The organism is Paraburkholderia phytofirmans OLGA172 (assembly GCF_001634365.1).
GTDB lineage: Bacteria > Pseudomonadota > Gammaproteobacteria > Burkholderiales > Burkholderiaceae > Paraburkholderia.
The window spans coordinates 1,036,874-1,062,420 of record NZ_CP014578.1; the positions used below are offsets into that span (position 1 = coordinate 1,036,874).

Consider the following 25,547-nt stretch of genomic DNA (forward strand, 5'->3'; position numbering starts at 1 on the left):
ATAATCCGACACCATGCCTATCCGTTTCGATGCCGCCGACGCCCACTGGCGTGTCGCGCCCTTACCCTGCTTTAGCGCCGCCCAGAAAGACTGGTTGACCCGCGGTGGATCGCTGACCGCGCATTTGCGCGCGCTCGGCGAAGTCGCGGTGCGCGTGACGCGCGAAGCCGTCGCGCTGCCATGGGCCGACGAGCACGCTGCGCTCGGGCTCGTGCCGCGCGCGCCGGTGTGGGTTCGGGAAGTGGTGTTGTCGGTGGACGGCGTGCCGTTTGTCGCGGCGCATAGTATTGCGCCGCTCGCGGCGAGCGTCGGCGTATGGCAGGCCATACGCCGACTGCGCACACGGCCGCTCGCCGAGTTGCTCTACAGCGATAGCAGCGTCGCGCGTTCGTCGCTGGTAAGCCGGCGACTGACGGCACGTCATCCCCTGTACCCGTTAGCCGCGCGTGAGATCGGTGAAACGCCGCCGCACGCGCTGGTCGCGCGCCGCTCGGTGTTCGAGCGCCACGGCGCGCCGCTGATGGTGACCGAATGCATGTTGCCGGCGCTGTGGGCGCAGCTTGCGCACCTGGCGAATCTAGTCAATGCGGCGAGCACAACGTCTGCGCACCCGGCGCCCGCGCACGCGCCGCAGCGTACTCATATGCGCGAGCACGGCCGGCCGCTCGAGCATACGGCGTCGCGCGCCCACGGCGCGTCGCGTGCGGAGCAAGAACACCTTTCCGAACCGGGTGCGCGAGAATCCGGGCACACACCGGCATCAGACAATCAGGCGAAGCGCTGATGCTGCGTGGCTTTCCCCCCGTTGTCGCGGCGGATACGCATACGCTGATTCTCGGCAGTTTTCCCGGCGAGGCGTCGCTTGCGGTGACGCAGTATTACGCGCATCCGCGCAATCAGTTCTGGCGTTTGCTCGGCACCGTGCTCGACGAACCGCTTCCCGAACTCGCCTATGAAGAACGGCTAAGGCGTTTGCTATCGCACGGCATCGGCGTGTGGGACGTGCTCGCCGCCTGCGAGCGCGAAGGCAGTCTTGACGCCGCGATCCGCAACGCCAGCCCCAACGATTTCGCTTCGCTGCGTGCCCATGCGCCGGAGCTTGCCAAAGTCTGCTTCAACGGCAAGACGGCGGGCCGCTTTGCGCCGGTGATCGGCGAAGCCGGCTACGCCACCCTCGTATTGCCTTCGTCGAGTCCGGCGAATGCTATGCTCTCGTTCGACCAAAAATTGCGTCTCTGGCGCGACATCCTTACATGACGAAACTGATCAAGCGCGCCTCGGCTGAAGCCCGTGCATTCCGCAACAAAGACGCTGACGCTGCCGACCACACGCCGAACAAACAAAAAGCAGTGCGCAACAAAAAGCGCGCGCTGCACGACGACGGTCTGCACGACGCGCCGCAAATCGAAGCGCCGCGCAAGCCGCGTTTCGCGCCGGTCACGTTCTCGGAAGAGGGCGGCGTGCGCTTCCTGCACTTCGGCACGGAATGGGTGCAAGGCGCGATGCGTCTGCGCAAGCCGGATCACATCGAACTCGAATACGCGCAGCAGATGATGGCCTGGTTGCTGTTCATCGAAACACCCAAGCGGATCGTCCAGCTCGGTCTGGGTGCGGCTGCACTGACCAAGTTCGCACACCGCTTCCTGAAGCGCGCCAAGGTCGAAGCGGTCGAACTGAACCCGGCCGTGGTCGTGGCCGCGCGCACGATGTTCGAACTGCCGCACGACGACGCACGTCTGACCGTGCACGAAATGGACGCATGGGACTTCGTCAACGACCGCGCCAACCACGGCACGATCGGCACGTTGCAAATCGACGTCTACGATGCAACCGCGCGCGGCCCGGTGCTCGACAGCGTCGGCTTTTATCGTGCGGTGCGTGCATGTCTGACCGAGGCGGGCGTGGTGACGATCAACCTGTTCGGCGATCATCCGAGCTTCGTGCGCAACATGAAGCGTCTGAACGAAGCGTTCGACGGCCGCGTCGTCGCATTGCCGGAAGTGCATGACGGCAACCGCATCGCCATCGCGTTCTCGGGCCCGGCGCTCAACGTGCCGTTCACGGCGCTGCAGGCACGCGCGAAGCTGATCGAAGCGGAACTCGGCTTGCCGGCGCGCAAGTGGATCAAGGGTCTGCAGGAATCGACCGGGCAGAACAGCGGCTCTTTCTCGATCTGATGAGTGAAGCGGTCGGGCTGGCGAAGCCCGGCCTTCGTTGCGCCCACGCGACGGTCCTCAACGTCACAACCCATCGCGCATCGCACAGCCTCCGCGTCGCGCTCAAGGGCTCGCGCGCGAGCCCTGCATCGGTCACCCGGTCCCGGGCCCGCTGCTGCACGGGGCTCGCGCCGTGCGTTGAAGCAGTGTCCCGCCCGCGTCAACGCCCCGTCCCACTAGCCTCAAACCACTGTCCCGCCTCGGGTCGCCCCGGCTTGACCGCACGTTCGCCGCTCCTATACTCTTTCGAAGCTTTCGGGGCGCCCCTGGCTATCCGCAGGGCGGCAACCCGCTGTGGGATCCACCACCCGTCAAAACACGGGCCAACATTTCAATAATAGGGAAGAGGAGACGTCATGGCTCACGACGCCGACGCGAACAAGGCCAGCAAACGTTGGTTGTGGTTGCTGCTGTTGCCCTGGATCGCAATGATCTGGGTGCCGTCATATAACAAAGTCGAACCGCAGCTGTTCGATTTTCCGTTCTTCTACTGGTATCAGCTCCTCTGGGTGCTGATCAGCGCGATCATCACGGCGCTCGTGTACTTCAAGACCAAGACCCGCTCATCGGGCAACCCGGGCAGCTCGCAAGGGGGCGCACGATAATGAACGCCACCGCAACTTTCGTCTTCGTCCTGTTTTTTATCGGCGTCACCATTCTCGGTTTTATCGCGGCCCACTGGCGCAAGGGCGACCTCGCCCATCTGGAAGAGTGGGGCCTCGGCGGCCGGCGCTTCGGCACCATCGTCACATGGTTTCTGCTGGGCGGCGACCTGTACACCGCCTACACCTTCATCGCCGTGCCGGCGCTGGTGTTCGGTGCGGGCGCAACCGGTTTCTTCGCGCTGCCGTACACGATCCTGATCTATCCGTTCGCGTTCGTCGTGTTCCCGAAACTGTGGAGCATCGCCAAACGTCAAGGCTACGTGACATCGGCCGACTTCGTCTCGGCTCGCTATGGCAGCCGCATGCTGGCGCTGGCGATCGCCGTGACCGGGATTGTCGCGACCATGCCGTACATCGCGCTGCAACTGGTCGGTATCGAAGTGGTGATCGGCGCGTTGGGTTTCGACACCAAGGGCTTCGTCGGCGATCTGCCACTGATCATCGCGTTCGCGATCCTGGCGGCGTACACGTACACGTCGGGCCTGCGCGCGCCGGCCATGATCGCGGTCGTCAAGGACGTGCTGATCTATGTCGTGATCTTTGCCGCGGTCATCGTGATTCCGCCGCAACTGGGCGGCTTTGGCCATATCTTCAGCGTGGTGCCGCCGGCCAAGCTCCTGCTGAAGGCACCGGACGTGTCGAGCCTGAACGGCTACAGCGCGTACGCGACGCTTGCGGTGGGCTCGGCGCTCGCGCTGTTCCTGTATCCGCACTCGATCACCGCGGTGCTGTCGTCGAAGTCGGGTAACACGATCCGCCGCAACATGGCGATGCTGCCGGCTTACTCGCTGGTGCTCGGTCTGCTCGCGCTGCTGGGCTTCATGGCTTTGGCTTCGGGCGTGAAGGACATGCCGGAATTCGCGCCGTATTTCAAGGCGTTCGGCCCGAACTTCGCGGTGCCGGCGCTGTTCCTGCACTTCTTCCCGTCGTGGTTCGTCGGCGTGGCGTTCGCGGCGATCGGTATCGGCGCGCTGGTGCCGGCGGCGATCATGTCGATTGCGGCAGCGAACCTGTACACGCGCAACATCCACAAGGAGTTCGTGAACCGCAACATGTCGCATGAGCAGGAGACCAACGTCGCGAAGCTGGTGTCGCTGATCGTCAAGGTCGGCGCGGTCGCGTTCATTCTCGGTTTGCCGCTTACGTACGCGATTCAGCTGCAACTGCTGGGCGGCATCTGGATCATCCAGACGCTGCCGGCCATCGTGCTGGGTCTCTACACGCGCGTGCTCGACTACCGTGGCCTCCTGATCGGCTGGGCGGTCGGCATCGCAACCGGCACGTGGATGGCGATTTCGCTGAAGCTGGCGGGCTCGATCTTCACGATCCACCTGTTCGGCATGGCGATTCCGGGCTACGCGGCGGTGTGGTCGCTGATCGTCAACCTGGTGGTGGCGGTGGTGGTGAGCCTGCTAGTGCGCGTGTTCGGCATGCAGCGCGCCGAGGACCGTACCCGTCCGGAAGATTATCTGGACGTGGTCGAAGGCTAAGTCAGCCGTTCCATCTCGCCGGAAAAGCAACGCCCGCAGACAAAAGTTTGCGGGCGTTTGTCTTTCCGGGGCACTCCAGGGCACGATAGCGGAACCGTCCTTCAAAGCGCCCGTCGCGCGAGCCATGGCTTCTGCCGATTCCCCCCGCGTAATCGCCCCCCGCTCAGCCATTAGCCGCATGGTGCGCACGATCACGTCGCCGTACTACCGCTATCGCCACGCGAAGATGCTGCATAGCCTGCGCGTCGGCGTCGCCATGCTGGTATCGATTCTCGCGACCACCGGTATCAACATTCCTCACGGCATCTGGTCGTCGGTGACCCTGCTGGTGGTGATCGGCGGCTTGCAGCATCACGGCAATATCCGCAAGAAGGCTGCCGACCGGGCGGCCGGGACACTGCTCGGCGCGGCGATCGGTCTTGCGCTGATCCTGTTGCAGAACCTGACCGGCTCGCTGCCGCTCACCTATGTGCTGATGTCGATCGTCGCGGCGGTCTGCGCATGGTTCGCGATCGGTTCGTCGGGGTATATCGGTCTCTTGACGGCGATCACGATGTGCATCGTCGCGGGTCATGGTGACAATCTGATCGACGTCGGCCTCTGGCGTACGCTGAACGTGCTGATCGGCATCGTGATCGCGCTGGCGTTTTCGTTTGCGTTGCCGCTGCATGCGACCTATTCGTGGCGCTACGGGATCGCCGACAACTTGCGGGCCTGTGCGCAGATTTACACGCGTTTGCTGGTAGGCGAGACGACTAGCGAGGAGGATCAGGTCAAACGCTTCCTCGCGATCAACAAGCGGCTGGTTCAGTTGCGCTCGCTGATGCCTTCGGTGGCGAAGGAGATCGATGTGCCGCAGGCCAGGCTCGAAGAGATTCAGCGGCTGCATCGCTCGGTGCTCAGTTCGCTGGAATTGCTGGCGACCGGCCCGCTGATGCGCGCCGATGCCGCGGCGCGCGCTGCGTATGCGCAGGGGTGTGGCATCGAGGTGCACGCCGTGCGCGGTATTCTGCTGGCGATGGCGCGCGGCCTGCGTTTTGGCCGCGCGCCACACTTCGGCATTCCGGCCGCGTTGCCGCTTGCACAGGCGCATCGCGACGCGGCGCTTGAATTGCCGCCCGACTTGCAAGGGCCGTATTGGCTCGGGCAGCGGCTTGCTGAACAGGTAGAGCGGTTGCGCACTTTGCTGCTGGAGACCGAGCCGAACTGGAACATCGAGCGGCATTCGCGGACTTTGCTGAAGGCTTAGCGCGCAACGGTCAGGACGGCGCGCTCATTCTCGACCGGCTGCCGCGACTGCGGCAGCCCGATCGGCCACGCACAATGGGCTTACTCTTCCGGCACCGTCACCATCCAGCCGAGACCGAAGCGGTCCACCACCATGCCGAAGCCTTTACTCCAGAAGGTGGCCTGGAACGGCATCATGACCTGTCCGCCATCGGCGAGCGCATTGAAATACTTTTCGGCCGATGCGGCGTCGTCGGCCGTGAGCGACAGGCTGAAACCGTTCATCGGGGCGGCGTCGGGGTCGCAGTGGCCGTCGGACGCCATCCACACCGTCGAGCCGAGCTTGATAGCCGCGTGCATGATCTTGTCTTCCGTGCCGGGGCGCAGCTGGGCTTGCGCGTCGGGCGGCGCGTCCTTGTAGCGCATCTGGAACGTGACTTCGGCGCCGAGCTTCTCGCCGTAATACTTGAGCGCTTCTTCACAGCGGCCGTTGAAAAATACATAAGGCTGAACGTACATGATCGTCTCCCGGGATATGGGTCAGCGACGCCGCTTTCCTTCGGCGAAGGGTAGCGAGGGAGCGGGCGTGCAGACGATTGTAGTCGTCCGTTGGGGCAGCAATTGTGACTTTATTTCGTAAGAAGCGGCGGCGCGGCGGCGTAGCGGACGCGCGGCTGTAAACGGCACGCGGCCTCGAACCGGGAGGCTCAGGGCCGCGTATTCGACCAGATGCACGACCAGACGCACGACTAACTGCGCGACCGCGTACTTAAGCGGCGAAAGCGAAGCTTAACGCAGCGCCTCGATCAGCTTTTCCAGCTTGACGGCGTCCGCCGCGAACGCGCGGATGCCTTCAGCGAGCTTTTCGGTTGCCATGGCTTCGTCGTTGACGAGGAAACGGAACGACGATTCGTCGACCGGCACGCGTTCGATGTCCGTACCCGAGGCGAGGTCAGGAGACAGCTTGCGCTCGACCTTGTCGGTGCTCTCCTGCAGCTTTTGCAGCAGATCCGGGCTGATGGTCAGCAGATCGCAGCCGGCCAGTTCCAGAATCTGGCCCGTGGTGCGGAAGCTCGCGCCCATCACCTCGGTCTTGTAGCCGAACTTCTTGTAGTACGCGTAAATGCGGCGCACCGATTTGACGCCCGGATCGTTGGCGCCGCCGTCTTTCGCTTCATCCCACGCGCTGCCGGCGTTCTTCTTGTACCAGTCGTAGATGCGGCCGACGAACGGCGAGATCAGTTGCGCACCCGCTTCGGCACAGGCGGCGGCCTGCGCGAGCGAGAACAGCAGCGTCATGTTGCAGTGGATGCCTTCCTTTTGCAGCACTTCGGCCGCGCGGACGCCTTCCCACGTGGAGGCCAGTTTGATCAGCACGCGTTCGCGGCCGATGCCGTGGTCTTTGTACAGGGCAATCAGTTCGCGGCCCTTGGCGATCGACGCTTCGGTGTCGAACGACAGGCGCGCATCCACTTCGGTCGACACACGGCCCGGGATGATCTTGAGAATTTCGCTGCCGAAGGCGATCAGCAAGTGGTCGATGATCGCGCCGACCGGCTTCGACGCGTGGGCTTTCACGGTCTTTTCGAGCAGCGGCTTGTAGTCGTCTTTCTGGACGGCCTTCAGAATCAGCGAGGGATTGGTGGTCGCGTCCTGCGGCTTGTACTGGGCAAGCTGCTGGAAGTCGCCGGTATCGGCCACGACGGTGGTGTACTGCTTGAGTTGATCGAGTGCGGTTGTCATGTTCGAGCCTTCATGGCGCGCGTGCGCCGTGGTTCAGGAGAAATGAGGTCGCCACCGGACAGAAAAGACAAACCACTTCCGGCGGCCGCGGGTCACGCTGCAGCGTTTCCCGCCATGTCGCCGGGAAACGCTGCCGGATGCTTCTATTCTATGGCGGATTCAGGCGCGCCGGGCGTTCAGCACCAGCTGCGTCAGCACGCCCGCCACCAGCCCCCAGAACGCCGAGCCGATCGATAGCAGGGTGAGGCCCGAGGCCGTCACCATGAACGTCACCAGCGCCGCCTCGCGCTGCTTCGTGTCCTGCATCGCGTTGGCGAGACCGCTCATGATTGAGCCGAACAGCGCCAGCGCCGCGACGGAAACCACCAGCGCCTTTGGCAAGGCGGCGAACAGCGCGGCGATGGTTGCGCCGAAAATCCCGGCGATCAGGTAGAAAATGCCGCACCAGACCGCTGCGGTGTAACGCTTGTCGCGGTTTTCGTGCGCCTCAGGGCCGGTACAGATCGCCGCCGTAATGGCCGCAAGATTAATGCCGTGCGAGCCGAATGGCGCGAGCAGTAGCGAGGCGATGCCGGTTGTCGAAATCAGCGGAGCGGAAGGCGTGGTGTAGCCGTCCGCGCGCAGCACGGCGATCCCCGGCACGTTCTGCGACGCCATCGCGACCACGAATAGCGGAATGCCGATGCTGATGCTCGCCGCGGCCGAAAACGCCGGCATCGTGAACACCGGGTGGGCGAGCGCAACGTGAAAGCGGCTGAAATCGAGCAGCCCTAGCGCACCGGCGGCGGCCGTGCCGACGATCAGCGTCGTCACGATCGCGTAGCGGGGGGCGAGGCGTTTGACGATCAGATAGGTGAAGAACATCGTCAGCACGAGCGCGGTCTGGAACTGCGCCGCGCGGAAAATCTCGATGCCGATCTCGAACAGAATGCCCGCCAGCAACGCGGAGGCGATGCCTGCCGGGATTTTCTTCATCAGCGTGTCGAACCAGCCGGTCAGGCCGACCACCGTCAGCAGCGCCGCGCAGACGATGAACGCGCCGATCGCCTCAGGGTAGGTCACATGCGGCAGCGACGACACCAGCAGCGCCGCGCCGGGCGTCGACCATGCAATCACGATCGGCGCGCGAAAGCGAAGCGAGAGGCCGATCGTGCAGAGGGCCATGCCGATCGACAGCGCCCAGATCCACGACGAAATCTGCGCATCGGTGAGATGCGCGGCCTGGCCTGCCTGGAACATCAGCACGAGCGAACTGGTATAGCCCGTCATCATCGCGACGAAGCCGGCGACGAGGGCGGACAACGACGTATCGGCAAACGGTCTGAGTGGCCCGGGGCGTACGTCGGCAGGGGACAAATCGGGCGATGAAGACGGATTCATGCGGCAGCTTTCTTATAGTTGGAGCGAAAACGCGGGTTGCTTATTTGCTCAACATGCGCATCGCCGTTTCGAGTCCGGCGAGGGTGAGCGGATACATGCGGTGGCCGAGCACTTCCCGGATCGCGCTGACCGACTGCCGGTACGCCCACAAACCTTCCGGTTCCGGATTGAGCCACGCGTAATGCGGGAAATGATCGGCTAGGCGGCGCAGCCAAACGGCGCCGGCTTCAGCGTTGTTGTATTCGACCGAGCCGCCCGGCTGCAGCACTTCGTACGGGCTCATGGTCGCATCGCCGACGAAGATCAGCTTGTAGTCGGGCGTGAACTTGTGCAGCAGGTCCCACGTCGGCATGCGCTCGGCGTGACGGCGGCGATTGTTCTTCCACAGGAAGTCGTATACACAGTTGTGGAAGTAATAGAACTCAAGATGCTTGAATTCGGCCTTGGTGGCGGAAAAGAGCTCTTCGGTGCGTTTGATGTGATCGTCCATCGAGCCGCCCACGTCGAGCAGCATCAGCACTTTCACCTTGTTGTGCCGCTCCGGCACCATCTTCAGGTCGAGCCAGCCGGCGTTTGCCGCGGTGCTGCGGATCGTGTCGGGCAGATCGAGCTCTTCGGCGGCGCCTTCGCGGGCAAAACGGCGCAGGCGGCGCAGTGCGATCTTGATGTTGCGCGTGCCGATTTCGACCTGGTCGTCGTAATCGCGGTAGGCGCGCGCTTCCCACACCTTCACCGCCGTGCGATTGCCCGCCGCGTCGCCACCAATGCGCACGCCCTCAGGGTTATAGCCGCCGTTGCCGAACGGCGAGGTGCCGCCCGTGCCGATCCATTTGTTGCCGCCTTCGTGGCGCTCTTTCTGTTCGTCGAACAGTTCCTTCAGGCGCTCCATCAGCTTGTCGAGGCCGCCCATCGCTTCGATCTGCGCTTTCTCTTCGGGCGACAGATCGCGTTGCAGCTTGTTCTTCAGCCAGTCGAGCGGGACGTCGAAGGCGAGCTCCGAGGCCTTCGCGACGCCGTTGAAATACGCGCCGAACGCCTGGTCGAACTTGTCGAAATACTGCTCGTCCTTGACCAGCGTGATGCGCGCGAGATAGTAGAACTCGTCGAGCGACGGCGCGATCACATTGGCTTTCAGCGCTTCGAGCAGCGTCAGGTATTCCTTCACCGACACCGGCAGTTTGGCGGCGCGCAGCGAGTAGAAGAAGTCGATCAGCATGCTGTGTCCTCGGCGGCGGGTGGGCGGTGCGCCGCGCTTATCAACGGGTAGTCGCGGTCAATCAACGGTTCATCAACGATTATTGCGGTTCATGAAGATCAGCCGCTCGAACAGGCTCACGTCCTGTTCGTTCTTCAGGAGCGCGCCGTGCAGCGGCGGAATGATCTGCTTCTGGTCGGACGAGCGCAGCGCTTCGGGCGGAATGTCCTCGGCGAGCAGCAGCTTCAGCCAGTCGAGCAGTTCCGAGGTGGACGGTTTCTTCTTCAGGCCGGCGACGTTACGCAACTCGAAAAAGCTCTGCATGGCCGCGGCGAGCAGTTCCTTCTTGATGCCGGGGTAATGCACCTCGACGATCTGCTGCATCGTCACCGGGTCGGGGAACTTGATGTAGTGGAAAAAGCAGCGGCGCAGAAACGCGTCGGGCAGTTCCTTCTCGTTGTTCGACGTGATGATCACGAGCGGGCGCTTTTTGGCGCGGATCAGCTCGTGGGTCTCGTACACGTAGAACTCCATGCGGTCGAGTTCGCGCAGCAGGTCGTTCGGAAATTCGATGTCGGCCTTGTCGATCTCGTCGATCAGGAGCACCGTTTGCTCGTCCGACTCGAACGCCTGCCACAACACGCCCTTCACGATGTAGTTGCGGATGTCCTTGACGCGCTCGTCGCCGAGTTGCGAATCGCGCAGGCGCGACACCGCGTCGTACTCGTACAGGCCTTGCTGGGCCTTGGTGGTGGACTTGATATGCCACTGCAGCAGCGGCATGCCGAGCGCGGCGGCGACCTCTTCGGCCAGCATGGTTTTGCCGGTGCCGGGTTCGCCCTTGATCAACAACGGGCGCTTCAGCGTCATCGCGGCATTGACCGCGAGTTTGAGGTCGTCGGTGGCGACGTACTGCGATGAGCCTTCAAAACGCATGGCGAGATGCTCTTTTTTGAGAAAAAACCCAGTATAAGTCAGAAGGCCTGTTGTGCTGAAACGGGCTCGCGTATGGTTTCACCCGCGACTACGGGCAAGACCGGCCGGATCGCGGCGGGTTGGCACACAGCCATGCGGACGAGGCGCGGCGGAGCAAGAATGGCGCTGGCCGTGGCTTTGCGGTGGCCGGATGCGCCGCTGGCCCCGCGCGGTGGACGTTCGGCGCGGCGTCGCGGTACAATTAGCCCGATTTTTTTGGCCTGCGTGGCTACCCTATAAGAATAACGGCGCGGGCCGTTGCCTTTTCGGGCGCCCGTTTCCCCTCAAGCCAGGTTACATGCTATGAATAAATTCGTCGGCAAACACGTCGTGATCGCAGCGCTGTCGGTGCTCGCGGGTTATGCGGCCGGTGCGCAGGCAGCGGATGTCGTCGGCAACGCGAAGGCGGGCCAAGGCAAGGTCGCGATGTGCATTGGCTGCCACGGCATCCCCGAATACCGCACGGCTTACCCTGAGGTCTACCGCGTGCCCATGCTGGGCGGCCAGAATCAGGCGTACCTCGAGAACGCCATGCACGGCTACAAGAAGGGCGACCGCCACTTCGAAACGATGCGCGCGATCACCACGTCGCTGTCGGATCAGGACATTGCCGACATCGCCGCCTACTACGCAGCGCAAAATTCCTCTTCGAAGAGCAATCCCGACAAGTGATCGGCTGCGGTCATCCGTCCGGTCACTCGGCTATTTATATTCGCGGGATAGGAGAATTCATGAATAAGCCCCAACAGGCACTCCACACGGTGTTCAAGGCTGCATGTGCGTCGGCGGCAGTCATCGGTCTGCTTGCAGCGAACGTCGCGCACGCCGCCGACGCCGGCAACGGCAAGGTGCTGGCGGACAGCCACAACTGCGCGGCTTGCCACGGTGTCAACCTGAACAAGCCGGTGAGCCCGGAATATCCGAAGCTCGCCGGTCAGCACGCCGATTATGTCTACTGGGCGCTGCGCCAGTACCAGATGGGCAATGGCAACCCGCACCTCGGTCGCAACAACGCGATCATGCAGGCGCAGGTGCAAAGCCTGTCGCAAGGCGACATGAAGGACATCGCGGCGTACGTCGAATCGCTGAACGGCGATCTGGTGCAGAAGAAGTAATAGCGTCGCGCTGTTTTTGCGTTGCTAGCAGATTGAACGGCAACACCCCGCTTCGGCGGGGTGTTGCGCTTTTGAGGCCGTGATTCGTGCGGTGTGGCGAACGGTTCAGTCGCGCGTGGCGCGCTGCTCGATACGCTGCAAGTAGGCGTCTGTGTCCGGCGGGGTGCCGGTGCGCTGGGCTTCCCAGATGGTTTCGCCGAGGCAGTCCATGATCGCGTGCTGCGCCTCGTGAGTGGAGCCGAGCCGGGCGGCGAGCCGCTCATGTGCCGCGCGGATGCCCGGCGGCTGGTCGATCGACAATTGTTCGGTGATCGCCAGATGCATCGACAGATGCAGGAACGGGTTGGTCTGGCCGCGATCGGGCGAGTAGTCCTGAGCCTGGGCGGCGTCCGTGTTGGTTAGATCCGCGTGATATTCCGGATGCTCGACAATCCAGTCGGCCGCGATCGCTTCGAGCGGCGTCAGAATCTCGCCTTGACGCTGTTTGCGCCAGGTGTCGGTGAAAAATTGACGGACTTCGTCGCGGCTGGGATTGAACATCGTGGGAACGGGGCGGTTAGTGTCGGGCGCTTGGGGCGGGCGTGCAGTGCGTCATTTTACGCCGGGGCGACGTAGCTTGCTGGCGGCGCGCCACCCTCAAAGATCCGGCGGCGGCGTCTTCGGCCGGAATTCGCACAGTGGCTCGATCACGCAATGCCAGCATTCCGGCCGGCGCGCTTTGCATACGTAGCGGCCGTGCAGAATCAGCCAATGGTGGGCATCCTGCTTGAACTCGGCGGGCGTGAATTTCTCCAGCGCCGCTTCCACCGCGCGCACGTCTTTGCCGGGCGCGAGCCCGGTTCGATTCGCAACCCGAAAGATGTGCGTATCGACAGCGATGGTCGGATGGCCGAACGCGGTGTTCAGGATCACGTTCGCCGTTTTACGGCCGACCCCCGGCAAGCTTTCGAGCGCTTCACGATCTTCCGGCACGTCGCCGCCGTGCTGGTCGAGCAGAATGCGGCAGGTTGCGATCACGTTCTTCGCCTTGGTCCGATACAGGCCGATCGTCTTGATGTAGCCGGCAACCCCTTCTTCGCCGAGATCGAACACCTTCTGCGGCGTGTTCGCGACCGGGAACATCTTGCGCATCGCCTTGTTCACCGAGACGTCGGTGGCCTGCGCCGACAGCAGCACGGCGATCAGCAGTTCGAACGGTGTGGTGTACTCGAGCTCGGTGGTGGGATGCGGGTTGAGACTCTGAAGCGTCTCGTAGATGGCGCGGCGTTTGTTCGCGTTCATGCGCAGCAAAAGTAAAGGGTTAGCGCTTCGTTGGTGGCGTATCGGGGGCGTCCGCAGCGAGTCCGAGACGGCGGCGACGTGCTTCGGCAGCGTCGATCTGCGCCTGCACGTCGGCGCTGACGCGTTCCGTATTTTGCGGGCCCTGGCCCTTGGCGGCCAGTTCTTCTTTCTTCTGGCGCGCACGCTCTAGCGCGGCCTGGATGATCGCGCGTTTTTTCGCTTCGGCGTCGTCCGTTGCGGGCGCGGAGGGCGTTGCCGCGGCACCGGTTTCCATTGCTTGAGCGGGCGGGCTGCTGACCGCTCGCCGCGCTGCAGCACGCGCTTCGGCCGCTTCGCGTTCGCGTGCGAGGCGGGCTTCACGCCGGTTGTGACGCTCGCGCGCGGCGTCGGCCTGGCCCTGGCTCCATGCGCCCCAGCCGGTTGCGTCGCCGGTGACCGGCGGCATCGCGATGCAATCGACCGGGCAGGGGGGCACGCAAAGGTCGCAACCGGTACAGAGCTCGGCGATTACCGTATGCATCTGTTTCGGTGCGCCAACTATTGCATCGACCGGACAGGCCTGCATGCACAACGTGCAGCCGATGCAAACTTGTTCGTCGATAACCGCCAGCGGACGCGGCCGTTCGACACCGTTGGCGGAATTGAGCGAAATCACCGGCTTGCCGAGCAGTGCGGCGAGGCGCGCGACGCCTTCGGCGCCACCCGGCGGGCACTGGTTGTAGTTGGCTTCGCCGTTGGCGACAGCCTCGGCATACGGACGGCACGCCGGATAGCCGCACTTGGTGCATTGCGTTTGGGGCAGCAGATCCTCGATGCGGTCTGCGAGTGTTTTGGAGTCGATCACGGTCACAACATTGGTGCTTGCCTTGCGGCCGCGTAGCTTGAACTAAATAGCACATTATCGCCGATTTCCCCAATTGCCATCCGCAATCCATGTGCCATAATCGAAGCGCTTTTTCGAAAGACCGCCATAAGGGTGTTCCCCCAACCAGCCCGTTCAGTGCTGTCGGTGCAAGGCCCGAGGAGAGGCCGGCGGCGCGATCCGGATAACGCGGCTCACGAAGACGATGCCACCATGAATCAGCCGAAAATCAAAAGAGATCCTGAAGGCACGCGGCGCCGCATTCTGCTTGCGGCGGCCGAAGAGTTTGCAAATGGAGGGTTGTTCGGCGCGCGCGTCGATCAGATCGCCCGCCGCGCGGAAACGAATGAACGCATGCTCTATTACTACTTCGGTAGCAAGGAGCAGCTTTTCACGGCGGTACTCGAGCACGCATTCAGCGCGCTCAATGAAGCGGAACGAACGCTCGAACTGAACGGTGTCGCTCCGGTGGAGGCGGTGACACGTCTCGCGCATTTTGTTTGGGATTACTACCGCGATCATCCCGAGTTGCTGCGTCTCGTCAACAATGAGAATCTGCACGAGGCACGCTACATGCAGAAGTCGACGCGCATCCGCGAAATGATCTCGCCGATCATCGCCACGCTCGGCAGCATTCTTGAGCGGGGTCAACGCGCGGGGCTGTTTCGAGCCAACGTCGATCCGCTGCGCTTTTACGTGACGCTGTCCGGCATGGGCTACTACATCGTGTCGAACCGCTTCACGCTCGAAGCGACACTCGGTCGCGACTTCAGCAGTGCGAGCGAACGCAGCGAAGTCATTCAGATGAACACCGAGTTGCTGCTTGCGTATCTGTTGCGGAAGTAGGCTGCGGCGCGGCTGCGCATCTACCGCACAAGAAGCAGCATAGAAAGCGTTAAAAGCGACAACGGCCTCGGAAGAAGAGGCCGTTGTTTTTATCCGCGCGCGGTGCTCAGGCTTCGACTTTTTCCTTTGCTACCTTCGGCGCCTTGTTGTGCTCGAGGATGAAGTCGCGCAACTGCGGATAGATGATGGTGCGCCAGCGGCGGCCCGAGAAAATGCCGTAGTGGCCGCATTTTTCCGCGGTGAAGTGACGCTTGTCCTCTTCCGGAATGCCACTGCACAACTCTTGCGCGGCGAACGTCTGACCGTCGCCGGAGATATCGTCCAGCTCGCCTTCAATCGTGAAGAGCGCGGTCTTCGTGATGTCCTGCGGACGCACCCGTTCTCCGGCGACGTCCCATGTGCCTTCGGCCAGACGGAATTCCTGGAACACCACGCGGATTGTGTCGAGGTAATAGTCCGCGTCCATGTCGAGCACGGCGTTGTACTCGTCATAGAAGCGGCGATGTGCTTCCGCGTCGTCTTCGTCGCCGCGCAACAGGCTCTGGTAGTAGTCCCAGTGGGATGCCGCGTGCCGTTCCGGGTTCATTGCGACGAAACCGGTGTGTTGCAGGAAGCCCGGGTAAACCTTGCGGCCCACGCCCGGATAATTCGGCGGCACCGTGAAGATCACGTTGTTTTCGAACCACTCATACGAGTGCTGCGTGGCGAGCGAGTTGACCGAGGTCGGACTCTTGCGCGCGTCGATCGGGCCGCCCATCATCGTCATGGTGCGCGGCGTGTCTTCGCCGCGGCTCGCCAGCAACGAAATGGCGGCGAGCACCGGAACAGTGGGCTGACACACCGAGATCACGTGCAAATTCTTTGCGCCGATGTGACGGATGAATTCCTGGATGTAGGCGATGTAGTCGTCGAGGTGAAACTCGCCTTCTTCGAGCGGTACCATGCGTGCGTCGATCCAGTCGGTCAGGTAGACCTTGTGGTCTTGCAGCAACGTGCGCACGGTGTCGCGCAGCAGCGTGGCGTGGTGGCCTGACAACGGTGCGCACACCAGCACGACCGGTTCATCTTTCAATTGGGTGACAGCGTCGCTGTCGTCCGCGAAACGCTTGAAGCGCATCAGGCGGCAAAACGGCTTTTCGATGATTGTTTGTTCAATGATCGGAATGTTATGACCGTCTTTGACAATCTGATGCAGATTGAACTCAGGCTTTTCGTAATCCTTGCCGAGCCGGTAGAGCAGTTCGTAACCGGCGGACAGGCGTGTGGCGCCGGGCACATAGGCCAATGGGCTGGCGGGATTCGCGAACGATTTCGACGCGGCCTGGGCCCAGGCGGTAAGGGGGCTCAACATCGCCCGTTGGAATTCGTGCAGTTGGTAGAGCATAGGTGCTCCGTTTAGGCGGTTCGCATGGGGCTTGGCAAACACGCGTGTGGCGTTGCGGCAGGCCGTACTGGTTGTGGGCACATTGATTTTCGGCCAACAGTCTGCTGGATCATACTGAACAAAGCGTGCTTGTGCAACGCAGCAATTTACGCGAACTGCGGCGCAAAGTGTCATTAAATCATGGTACTGGCGATGCTGCCGCGCCGCTATCGGGGGTTGCCACAGCCTCAAGTTCTGCTGCCACGCTTTCGTTATGCGGCGGCTGCCCGGTCGCCTGGGCCATCGCCTGTTCGTGTTTCATCAGGTTCAGGCCGGTGTGCACCAGCGCCACATGCGAAAACGCCTGCGGGAAGTTGCCGACGAGGCGCTTCGCGGCCGGATCGTACTCTTCCGCGAGCAGGCCGACGTCATTGCAGAGGCCAAGCAGGCGTTCGTACATCGCGACGGCTTCATCGATGCGGCCCTGCAATGCCAGGTTGTCCACCATCCAGAACGAGCACGCGAGGAAGGTGCCTTCGCCGGGCGGCAGGCCGTCGTCGTATTCGGTGGTGCGGTAGCGCATCACGAAGCCGTCGTGCATCAGGTCCTTTTCGATTGCAGCTACCGTGCCCGTGACGCGCGGATCCGCGGGCGGGAGGAAGCCGACCAGCGGCATCAGCAGGACGCTCGCATCGAGCTGGTCGCTGCCGTAGGACTGGGAGAACGCGTTGAGCGCCGGATTCCATGCCTTTGCGCAGATTTCCGCGTGGATTGTCGCGCGGGTTGCACGCCATTCATCGAGTGGGCCTTCCAGCTTGAACATTTCGGCCGACCGAATGGCGCGGTCGTAGGCGACCCACGCCATCACCTTCGAGAAGGTGAAGTGCTGGCGGCCGCCGCGGGTTTCCCAGATGCCTTCGTCCGGCTCTTGCCAGATCGTGTCGAGATGGCTGAGCAACGCGCGCTGCACGTTCCATGCGGTGTCGTCCGCCTGCAGGCCGCCGACGCGCGCGAGATGCAGCGCGTTCATCACTTCGCCGTAAACGTCGAGCTGGCGCTGCCCGACCGCGTTGTTGCCGATCCGCACGGGTTTGGCATCCTGATAGCCCGGCAGCCAGTCGATTTCGAACTCGGGCAGGCGCCGCTCGCCGGCGATCCCGTACATGATCTGCAACTGATCGGGCGCGCCGGCCATCACGCGGCCGAGCCAGCTGCGCCACGCGCGGGCTTCGTCGTAGTAGCCGCCGCGCATCATCGCGAGCAGCGTGATGGTGGCGTCGCGCAGCCAGCAGTAGCGGTAGTCCCAATTGCGCGTGCCGCCCAACTGTTCCGGAAGCGACGTGGTGGGCGCGGCGACGATGCCGCCGGTCGGCTCGTACGCAAGCGCCTTCAGCGTAATCAGCGAGCGGCGGATCGGCGCGGCCCATTTGCCTTCGACGGTGCTGCGCGCCGACCATTCGAGCCAATGGTTCTCGGTGCGGGCGAGCGACGTGTGCGGATCGCGGCCCGGCGGAATGCGTAGGTGCGACGCGGCATAAGCCAGCGAAAACGGCACGCGTTCGCCTTCGGTCACGGTGAACTCCGCAACGGTCTTCATCTTCTCGCCGCGCAAGTCGACCGGCGTGCGCAGCACCGCGGTGTCGGGGCCGACAATCGCCTTGATGCCGCTGTCGTGCGTCAGGCGGTCGACCCACGGAATCGAAAAGCCGTAGTCGAAGCGCAGCACCAGTTCCATCTGCATACGCACCGTGCCGCGTTTGCCGACCACGATCCGCACCACTTCCGACCAGCCGTTGCCCGGCGGCATGAAGTCGATCAGCGTGACCGCGCCTTCGGGCGTTTCGAAATCGGTTTCGAGAATGAGCGTTTCGCCGCGATAGCGGCGCGTGATGCTGGGTGGCGTATCCGAAACTGGCGCAATCAGCCAGCGGCCGTTGTCGGGTGTGCCGAGCAGGGCGGCGAAGCAGGCGCCGGAGTCGAAGCGCGGCCAGCACAGCCAGTCGACGGACCCATCCCGGGAGATGAGCGCGGCAGTGTGGCCGTCGCCGATGAGCGCGTAGTCTTCGATGAGTGCGGGCATGGAGGAGCGTGTCGGTTTTACGCGAGGCGGGGACCGCCGCGCAAAAGGTGGTTATTTTTACCGAACCCGTGCGATGCGCTTTGGTTCAGCACGCAATACGGCAAAACGCGAGTTGGTAATTGTCAAATCACTGCCTACAATCGTTTTTCATGCCGATGCGCCGAGCTCTCCGGATCATGCACCGGCCTTCCCCTTGGCGCATAGAGACGCCACTTTCGAGGACCCAAGCAATGCTGAACCCGTCGAAATCCGATTGCATCACGATTCTCTCGGCCGCCAGCGAATTGGCCGACGATTCGATGTTGCCGCTCGATCATGGCCGGCTGGGCCTGAGCCGCAACGGAATGCTGGCCGCTGCGGCCTTTCTGATCGAACGGGCCTGCTTCCGCCGTCATCATGAAGGTGACGGTCATTATGCCGTCGGCGGATTGTCGTTGCAGGGGCGTTTGCGGCTCGACCAGCTTTCGAACGGCTGACTGTCCGCTGCGCGGCTGTCTTGCACGCGGCACGCCGCGTCTGGCGCGCACTTGTCGTTTTGCCATGCCGCTTTGCCATGCCGCTTGTTGCGCTGCTGCAACCGGCGTCGATACGCGTGCCATTTTTCATCGCGGTACCCCGTTCGTGCGAGACGTTGCCGGGCCGGCACTGCGCCCGGCCGCGCGCTCTTTCCTGCTCATCTTGCCGACTGCCGCCGCCTAGAAGTGCGACGCTCCCACGCCGAAAATCCCAATGATGCCGATGATGATCAGATAGAGCGCGACGATGTAGTTCAACAGGCGCGGCATGACGAGGATCAGAATACCGGCGATCAACGAAACCAGCGGGCCCAGGCTGAGTGTGACGTTCATGAAGACTCCGTAGTGTGAGTGGGGTGAGACGCGATTGAAAAAACTTATACTTGCCTCGATAAAACAATTCGACCGATTGCGCGGCAGACCGGAGACACCGTTACGAACGAATCCACCGAATAACCGATGTCCAGGAGGTCATATGCTTCGTCGTCACCGGGCTGCCGTGTGTGCCGTTTCAAGCTCTCCATTGCTTTCTGCTCAATCCACCTCATGGCGCGGCGGGCGGCCAACTCCTCTGCGCTCCGCCCGCTCGATAATAAAAGGTTTCGTGCTCATGGTCTCGATCGTTGCTTCGCATGCGTTTGCCCAAGATTCCGGCCCGGCTCCCGCCGACGGCGTCTATGACATGCTGGTCGGCACTTACACCGGCGGCAAGAGCGAGGGCCTGTACGTCTATCGCTTCGACACGAAGACGGGCGAAGCGACTCGCGTGTCGGTCGCGCAGACAGTCAACCCGTCGTACCTGGTGGTGAGCCGTGACCGGCGCTTCGTCTATGCGGTGAACGAATTGCCCGGGGACAACGGCCCGGCCACGCAGCGCGGCGGCATCAGCGCGTTTCGCTTCGACGCCGCGAGCGGCCAGCTGACCTTTCTCAACAAGGTCTCGTCGGACGGCAATGATCCGTGCTATCTGAGCCTGTCGCCGGACGGCAAATATCTGCTGACCGCGAACTACTCGGTGGCGGCCGATCCGGGCGGCAGCTTCGCGGTGTTCCCGTTGCAGGCGGATGGCCAGGTGGGCGCGTCGGTGCTCACGGTGCACCATGAAGGCGGCGGTCCGGTGAAGGGACGCCAGGACAACTCGCACGTCCACTCCACCGTGTTCTCGCCGGACGGCCACTACCTGTTCGCGCAAGACCTGGGCGCCGACAAGCTGTACTCGTACCGCTATACGCCGGACGGAAGCCGTGGCTTGCTCGGCCCGACCGACTGGCGTTACACCCAGGAGAAGGCCGGCACGGGGCCGCGTCACCTGGTGTTTGGCGCGGACGGCAAGCATGCGTATCTGACGAGCGAACTGGCCGCTACGGTCAGCACCTTCAACTACGCTGACGGCAAGCTCGCGCAGGTGCAGACGATCTCGCTGACGGAACCGGGCTTCAAGGGCGCAGTGGGTGCCGCGGCCATTCACCTGTCGCCGGACGGGCGCTTCCTGTACGCCACCAATCGCGGCGATGCGAACGAGATCGTGATCTTCTCGGTGGATCCGGCCAACGGTCATCTGAAGAAGATCGGGCGTCAGCCGAGCCTCGGCAAGTCGCCGCGCGAATTCGCGATCGACCCGACCGGCAATTGGCTGATCGTCGGCAATCAGAACAGTGGCACCGTGTATGTGTTCAAGCGCGATCAGCAGAGCGGATTGCTCGAAGCGAATCCGAAGCGTATCGAGATCGACTCACCGGTCGACTTCAAGCTGGTGTCGCCGTCGTGAATCGCGATTGCGCGCGCAATATGAACGGGTGTGAGCATGCGTTTGGCGCGTGATCTGAATGCGCACAGGCATTTGAATTGTTGCCGCGTGACTTGAACACGCGCGTTGCATGAAAAAACGAGCCGCTTCGAGCGGCCCGTTTTTTTCGGCTGGCTTTGGTCGAGCGCTGCCGGCTTTGCGTGCTTATTTGCGTGCTATTCCGCCGGTCCCGGCGCGAGCACTTCGCGGCTGCCGTTGATGCCCATTGCCGACACCAGGCCCGCCGTTTCCATCTGCTCGACGAGGCGTGCCGCACGGTTATAACCGATGCGCAATTGCCGCTGCACCGACGAGATCGACGCGCGCCGTGTGCGCACCACGAAGGCAACGGCTTCGTCGTAAAGCGGATCGGCTTCGGCATCCGGCGTGTCGCCGAACAGGTCGGGCGAGGCGCCTTCGGTGGCCGGGCCGTCGAGAATGCCTTCTTCGTATTGCGGTTCGCCGAACTGCTTCAGATACTCGACGATCCGATGCACTTCCTCGTCGGCGACGAATGCGCCATGCACGCGCTGCGGGTAACCCGTGCCCGGCGGCAGGAACAGCATGTCCCCCTGGCCGAGCAGCGATTCGGCGCCCATCTGATCGAGAATCGTGCGCGAGTCGATTTTCGACGATACCTGGAACGCCACGCGCGTTGGAATGTTCGCCTTGATGAGGCCGGTGATCACGTCCACCGACGGACGCTGCGTCGCCAGAATCAGGTGAATGCCGGCGGCGCGCGCCTTCTGCGCGAGACGCGCGATCAGTTCTTCGATCTTCTTGCCCGCGACCATCATCAGGTCGGCCAGCTCGTCGATCACCACGACGATCAGCGGCAGCGGCGCGAGCGGCTCCGGTGCTTCCGGCGTCAGCGAGAACGGGTTGCCGAGCTTCTTGCCCTTGGCTTCCGTATCGCGGATCTTCTGGTTGAAGCCGGCCAGGTTGCGCACGCCGACCGCGGACATGAGCCGATAGCGCTTTTCCATTTCGCCGACACACCAGTTCAGCGCGTTGGCCGCCAGCTTCATATCGGTGACGACCGGCGCGAGCAGATGCGGAATGCCTTCGTACACCGACAGTTCCAGCATCTTCGGGTCGATCATGATGAGCCGCACTTCTTCGGGCGTCGCCTTGTAGAGCAGCGAGCAGATCATCGCGTTGATCGCCACGGACTTGCCCGAACCCGTCGTGCCTGCCACTAGCATGTGCGGTGCTTTTGCCAGATCGGCGACCACCGGATGGCCGGTAATGTCCTTGCCCATCGCCAGCGTCAACCGTGAATGCGAGTTCTGATAGACGCTTGCTTCGAGAATTTCGGACAGGCGGATCGTCTGCCGCTTGGCATTCGGCAGCTCGAGACCCATGCAGGTCTTGCCGGGAATCGTCTCGACCACGCGAATCGACGTGAGACCGAGGCCGCGCGACAAGTCTTTCATCAGGCCGACGATCTGACTGCCGCGCACGCCGAGCGCCGGTTCGATCTCAAAACGCGTAATGACGGGGCCAGCCGAGTGGCCGACCACTGTCACCGGCACCTTGAATTCCTGCAGACGCTGCTCGATCAGCAGGCCGGTTTCGATGAGCTTTTCTTCGGAGACGGGTTCGACGTCGGTGTCGGCACGCGCGAGCAGGTCGAGCGTCGGCAGCTCGACTATCGATGCCGCGGGCGCGCGGAACTCGAAGCCGTTGGCCGGGCTGTGGCCGCGCAGCGGCGTGCGCTGGACGGCGGGCTCGGCGGGTTCGGCAGGCGCGGCGCGTTCGGCGCGTTCGGCAGGTTCGGCAGGTTCGGCAGGTTCGGCAGGTTCGGTCGAGGGTTCGGTTGTGAGGTAGGTTGCAGATGGTGCGGTTTGGATGGCGGGGAAGCCCGGCGCTGCCGGGGCTGCCGGTGCTGCCGGTGCGCTCGGTGCGCTCGGTGCGTAACCCAGCCCGTTGGCGGCTTCGTCGACGATGGCGGCAGAGGTCACTGCGGCCTGAACCGCGAAACGCGGGAAGCGAACCACGTTCGACGCGTGCGATGTGGTGCTTTGCGGCTCTACTGCGGCGACGGTCGAAGCGTCCAGGGCGGCTGACGCGTTCAAATCGTCCGATACGTCCGATACGTCCGATAGGGCAGGCGTGTCCATCTCTTCTACGTCGACTGGCGCGGACGCTTCGCTCACGCTCTCGACGTGCCACGGCGGCGTGGCGTGATGCACCGGCACAGGCGTCGCGGTGTGCGCGTGCGTGGGGGTGAACTGTGCAACGTGCGTCGTCGCGTCCTGCGACGGCGCGGCGGGCGGGCGGGACGAAGGCACTTCTTCGGCGCGCATTTCGCCAACCTGCGCTACGGCCGCTGTATCAGCACCAGTAGCGTCATTCGACGCCGCAATTTGTGAATACGCTGCCGGCCGGTCAAACGGCTGCCCCTGCTCAGTGCGCAATGTTTCGGGACGCGCTGCTTTTGCGGGAACGGCGATGTTGGCGACATCCGATGCCGCAACCTGCGACGGTGCCGCAGCCTGATTGATCGGCTGCTCGCGTTCAGCGGGTGCGTTTGCATTGCCGTCGCTCTGACTCGCGAATTGCGTCGGTTCGTTTTCGACGAACGGCGACATGTCCGTTTGCGCGCTGCTCGCTTCCAACTGGGCTGCAAAGATTTGAAACGGTGTGGGCGTGGGCACCGGGGCTGCATACTGCGCGGCTGGTGCTGGTGCTGGTGCTGGTGCTGGTGCTGGTGCTGGTGCTGGTGCTGGTGCTTGTATCGGTGCCAATGCGGATCCCGATGCCTCCACCAGCGCCACTGCATCTCCTTGGGCCGGTGCCAATGCCGGTGCAGGTGCCGACGCCAATGCCGATGCAGGTGCAGGTGCAGGTGCAGGTGCAGGTGCAGGTGCCGACGCCAATGCCGGTGCCGATGCAGGCGCAGGCGCAGGCGCAGGTGCCGACGCCAATGCCGGTGCAGGTGCAGGTGCAGGTGCCAATGCCGATGCCAACGGAATCTGGATAACCGGCGGCTCAATCGGCCATTGCACGACGGGCTTGGTGTCTTCTTCGACCGACGCCGCGAATGCGGCATCGATCTGCGGCGTCTCAACTGGCAGCTGCGCCGGCGTAGAGTCCGGCGCAGCCTCGGCTACGTCCTGCAAAGGCGCGCTTACGCTCGGTACCGCGTCCATTTCAGCTTCGCTTGCGAGCGACAAAGCCACGCCCGGGTTCCCGGCCTCGACCGACGGCTCGGTGTTCAAGGGGGTCGTCGCGGTCATCGTGTTTTCCGCGCCGCTGCTGCGCGCGAGGCTGACGCCGGCGATGTCGGTCCAGCGCGCGGCGTTTTCTGCGATGCTGCGAAGCGTCTCCTGGACGCTGGCGGGCGGCGTGACTTTCTGTGCCGTGGCCATCGGCCGGGTATAGCTGGGGGCCGGCGCGCTGAACGAAGCCGGGCGTCGCGTGGGCTGCACGGGCGTGATGGCGGGGTTCGCGCGCGAAGCGGACGAGAACGGCTGCGGGGCCGCCGTGGAGCGACTTCCCTGAGATCCTCCTGCGGCTGAACTCTGGGGCGTCGACGGACGAGCTGCGCCAGCGGAGGCGTTTGGCGCCAAACCGGCTGTCGAACCTGGCGCCATCCGCGTTGGCGCCATCGCGTGCGCTGCGTGTATCGCTTGTGCCGCAGCAGCCGGAGCGGCGACTGCGCTCGCGGAACCAGCCACACCCGCCATGCCCGAGTCGGCCGCCAACGATCCCACCGGACGTTGCTCGCCAGCCGAGCGCCGGCCAACCTGGGAAGCGCTCTCGCGAGCCGGACTCGCGGTCGTTCCTGATGCCGCAGTCGAAGCGGCCGGCGCGGTGGACGCGCGTGGCGCCGTTGCCGCCTCACGCAACCATCCGGCCGGCGCAACCGGCTCGGCCGGCATCCATGCAGCCCGGTCTGTGTTCAGCGAGGGTGTCGGCGCCTGCATCGGCACTTGCAGTGGGACCTGGCGCGGCGGCGTGCCAGCGGACGTACGCAGCATCGGCTCTGCCTGCGCGGCCCGGCTGCGCGTTTTCACCGCGCCGGCGCGCCAGCTCTCCCCGGCGCCGCGTGACGCCGCGTCCCTGGCAGTCGTTGCACCCGCCGCGCCGCTAGCCGCAGCCGCGGCGCGGCCACTCGCCGGCGGCCGCCAGACGGTTGGGCGCGCATAACGTCCATTGATTTTCGGCGCCATCGTATTGGTGGACGGCGATACATGCGACGGCAAACCGTCATCGACGCTGCGATGGCGGCGCGCTTCCTCGTCACGTTTGGCGAGGCCGCGTGACAGCCCGAGGCCGAATGCACCATCGGCCCACACGGCGACGTCGCGCCAGCGGAAGTCGATCAGCCAGGGCAGGCTGATCACGAGCAGGGCGAGCGCCGCGAGCGGCGTGCCGATATGCCCGAGCAGATGACCGAAGCCCGCCGCCAGTGCATGGCCGAAGCCGCTCACGCCGGCCGCGCCGATCAGCGACGCCTCCAGCGTGCAGCTCGCCACCATTACACAGACGAAGCCGAGCCAAAGACGGATCGTGCCGGGGCCGCGCAGACCTGCGCCGCCTGGCAGCACCGACTTCACGAGGCGCCACAAAAGAGGAATAAACCAGACGGCTGACCCGCCGAACCAGCCGAAAACTACCGTGTGCATACTAGACATCAACGAATGACGGACGCGCCAAAACGCAATCCGTCGAGTTTAACCGGCGAAGCCCGATGCTTCGAAGGCGGACGCAAATATGCTTGCGTCAAATCGGAAAGCAGGCCGGCATGCGACCCGCCGTCGGTGAAAAACAACTGCCGCGACTGTCGCTGGGGCGCGCTA

23 protein-coding genes are annotated in these 25,547 nt (G+C 63.6%); 11 read left to right on the plus strand and 12 right to left on the minus strand.

Annotation, left to right across the window (positions count from 1 at the left end):
* Window positions 1–13: 13 nt before the first annotated feature.
* The 6 genes from AYM40_RS04410 to AYM40_RS04435 all read left to right on the plus strand — a co-directional run bounded on the left by AYM40_RS04410 (window position 14) and on the right by AYM40_RS04435 (window position 5,620).
* Window positions 14–784: a chorismate--pyruvate lyase family protein gene (locus AYM40_RS04410; protein ID WP_082854938.1), complete on the plus strand. Its 771-nt coding sequence runs from the start codon at window positions 14–16 to the stop codon at window positions 782–784.
* A complete protein-coding gene (locus AYM40_RS04415) occupies window positions 784–1,257 on the plus strand; it encodes a DNA-deoxyinosine glycosylase (RefSeq protein WP_063495163.1) in 474 nt (157 codons plus the stop codon). The genes AYM40_RS04410 and AYM40_RS04415 overlap by 1 nt, the downstream gene beginning before the upstream one ends.
* A complete protein-coding gene (locus tag AYM40_RS41245) occupies window positions 1,254–2,177 on the plus strand; it encodes a hypothetical protein (protein WP_063495164.1) in 924 nt (307 codons plus the stop codon). The genes AYM40_RS04415 and AYM40_RS41245 overlap by 4 nt, the downstream gene beginning before the upstream one ends.
* Window positions 2,178–2,572: 395 nt before the next feature.
* Window positions 2,573–2,821, plus strand: coding sequence for a DUF3311 domain-containing protein (locus AYM40_RS04425; protein ID WP_063495165.1), 249 nt, complete (start codon window positions 2,573–2,575; stop codon window positions 2,819–2,821).
* Window positions 2,821–4,371: a monocarboxylate uptake permease MctP gene (gene mctP, locus AYM40_RS04430; RefSeq protein ID WP_063495166.1), complete on the plus strand. Its 1,551-nt coding sequence runs from the start codon at window positions 2,821–2,823 to the stop codon at window positions 4,369–4,371. Before AYM40_RS04425 ends, mctP begins: the two co-directional genes overlap by 1 nt.
* A gap of 124 nt (window positions 4,372–4,495) precedes the next feature.
* Window positions 4,496–5,620 (plus strand): FUSC family protein, encoded by a 1,125-nt coding sequence (locus tag AYM40_RS04435; RefSeq protein WP_148662101.1) that lies wholly within the window; start codon window positions 4,496–4,498, stop codon window positions 5,618–5,620.
* Window positions 5,621–5,700: 80 nt separating this feature from the next.
* Here AYM40_RS04435 and AYM40_RS04440 read toward each other — a convergent pair whose 3' ends face one another.
* The 5 genes from AYM40_RS04440 to AYM40_RS04460 form a co-directional block, all read right to left on the minus strand.
* Window positions 5,701–6,117 carry a VOC family protein gene (locus AYM40_RS04440; protein ID WP_063495168.1) on the minus strand — a complete coding sequence of 139 codons (417 nt, stop codon included), beginning with the start codon at window positions 6,115–6,117 and terminating at the stop codon, window positions 5,701–5,703.
* 270 nt (window positions 6,118–6,387) lie between these two features.
* Window positions 6,388–7,341: a transaldolase gene (gene tal, locus AYM40_RS04445; RefSeq protein WP_063495169.1), complete on the minus strand. Its 954-nt coding sequence runs from the start codon at window positions 7,339–7,341 to the stop codon at window positions 6,388–6,390.
* 159 nt (window positions 7,342–7,500) lie between these two features.
* Window positions 7,501–8,721: a benzoate/H(+) symporter BenE family transporter gene (locus tag AYM40_RS04450; RefSeq protein ID WP_063495170.1), complete on the minus strand. Its 1,221-nt coding sequence runs from the start codon at window positions 8,719–8,721 to the stop codon at window positions 7,501–7,503.
* A 40-nt stretch (window positions 8,722–8,761) separates the two neighbouring features.
* The gene (locus AYM40_RS04455; protein WP_063495171.1) at window positions 8,762–9,937 is read right to left on the minus strand and encodes a vWA domain-containing protein; all 1,176 of its coding nucleotides are present in this window, start codon (window positions 9,935–9,937) and stop codon (window positions 8,762–8,764) included.
* Between the two features lie 72 nt (window positions 9,938–10,009).
* Window positions 10,010–10,852 (minus strand): AAA family ATPase, encoded by an 843-nt coding sequence (locus AYM40_RS04460; RefSeq protein ID WP_063495172.1) that lies wholly within the window; start codon window positions 10,850–10,852, stop codon window positions 10,010–10,012.
* Window positions 10,853–11,194: 342 nt separating this feature from the next.
* Between AYM40_RS04460 and AYM40_RS04465 the strand changes: the two genes are divergently transcribed.
* Both AYM40_RS04465 and AYM40_RS04470 read left to right on the plus strand, forming a co-directional pair.
* Window positions 11,195–11,563 (plus strand): c-type cytochrome, encoded by a 369-nt coding sequence (locus AYM40_RS04465; RefSeq protein WP_063495173.1) that lies wholly within the window; start codon window positions 11,195–11,197, stop codon window positions 11,561–11,563.
* A 59-nt stretch (window positions 11,564–11,622) separates the two neighbouring features.
* Window positions 11,623–12,006, plus strand: coding sequence for a c-type cytochrome (locus AYM40_RS04470; RefSeq protein WP_063495174.1), 384 nt, complete (start codon window positions 11,623–11,625; stop codon window positions 12,004–12,006).
* Between the two features lie 105 nt (window positions 12,007–12,111).
* Here the strand turns inward: AYM40_RS04470 and AYM40_RS04475 are convergent, their stop codons facing one another.
* The 3 genes from AYM40_RS04475 to rsxB all read right to left on the minus strand — a co-directional run bounded on the left by AYM40_RS04475 (window position 12,112) and on the right by rsxB (window position 14,131).
* Window positions 12,112–12,546: a DUF1841 family protein gene (locus tag AYM40_RS04475; protein WP_063495175.1), complete on the minus strand. Its 435-nt coding sequence runs from the start codon at window positions 12,544–12,546 to the stop codon at window positions 12,112–12,114.
* A gap of 96 nt (window positions 12,547–12,642) precedes the next feature.
* Window positions 12,643–13,287 (minus strand): endonuclease III, encoded by a 645-nt coding sequence (gene nth, locus AYM40_RS04480; RefSeq protein WP_063495176.1) that lies wholly within the window; start codon window positions 13,285–13,287, stop codon window positions 12,643–12,645.
* Window positions 13,288–13,306: 19 nt separating this feature from the next.
* A complete protein-coding gene (rsxB, locus tag AYM40_RS04485) occupies window positions 13,307–14,131 on the minus strand; it encodes an electron transport complex subunit RsxB (protein WP_063497834.1) in 825 nt (274 codons plus the stop codon).
* Window positions 14,132–14,362: 231 nt separating this feature from the next.
* Here rsxB and AYM40_RS04490 point away from each other — a divergent pair, with 231 nt between their 5' ends.
* Window positions 14,363–14,995, plus strand: a complete 633-nt coding sequence (locus AYM40_RS04490; protein ID WP_063495177.1) for a TetR family transcriptional regulator — start codon at window positions 14,363–14,365, stop codon at window positions 14,993–14,995.
* Between the two features lie 106 nt (window positions 14,996–15,101).
* Here the strand turns inward: AYM40_RS04490 and AYM40_RS04495 are convergent, their stop codons facing one another.
* A complete protein-coding gene (locus tag AYM40_RS04495; RefSeq protein WP_063495178.1) occupies window positions 15,102–16,379 on the minus strand; it encodes a polyhydroxyalkanoate depolymerase in 1,278 nt (425 codons plus the stop codon).
* Window positions 16,380–16,557: 178 nt separating this feature from the next.
* On the minus strand, window positions 16,558–18,438 hold the full coding sequence (locus AYM40_RS04500) for a glycoside hydrolase family 15 protein (RefSeq protein WP_063495179.1): 1,881 nt from the start codon (window positions 18,436–18,438) through the stop codon (window positions 16,558–16,560).
* Window positions 18,439–18,668: 230 nt separating this feature from the next.
* On the opposite strand from AYM40_RS04500, the gene AYM40_RS04505 reads away from it, so the two are divergent.
* The gene (locus tag AYM40_RS04505; RefSeq protein ID WP_063495180.1) at window positions 18,669–18,914 is read left to right on the plus strand and encodes a hypothetical protein; all 246 of its coding nucleotides are present in this window, start codon (window positions 18,669–18,671) and stop codon (window positions 18,912–18,914) included.
* Window positions 18,915–19,133: 219 nt separating this feature from the next.
* On the opposite strand, the gene AYM40_RS37975 is transcribed toward AYM40_RS04505, so the two are convergent.
* Window positions 19,134–19,286, minus strand: a complete 153-nt coding sequence (locus AYM40_RS37975) for a DUF3096 domain-containing protein (RefSeq protein WP_073429502.1) — start codon at window positions 19,284–19,286, stop codon at window positions 19,134–19,136.
* A 142-nt stretch (window positions 19,287–19,428) separates the two neighbouring features.
* On the opposite strand from AYM40_RS37975, the gene AYM40_RS04510 reads away from it, so the two are divergent.
* Window positions 19,429–20,721: a lactonase family protein gene (locus AYM40_RS04510; RefSeq protein WP_082854939.1), complete on the plus strand. Its 1,293-nt coding sequence runs from the start codon at window positions 19,429–19,431 to the stop codon at window positions 20,719–20,721.
* 194 nt (window positions 20,722–20,915) lie between these two features.
* Here AYM40_RS04510 and AYM40_RS04515 read toward each other — a convergent pair whose 3' ends face one another.
* Window positions 20,916–25,226, minus strand: a complete 4,311-nt coding sequence (locus AYM40_RS04515) for a DNA translocase FtsK (RefSeq protein WP_420488471.1) — start codon at window positions 25,224–25,226, stop codon at window positions 20,916–20,918.
* Window positions 25,227–25,547 lie beyond the last annotated feature (321 nt).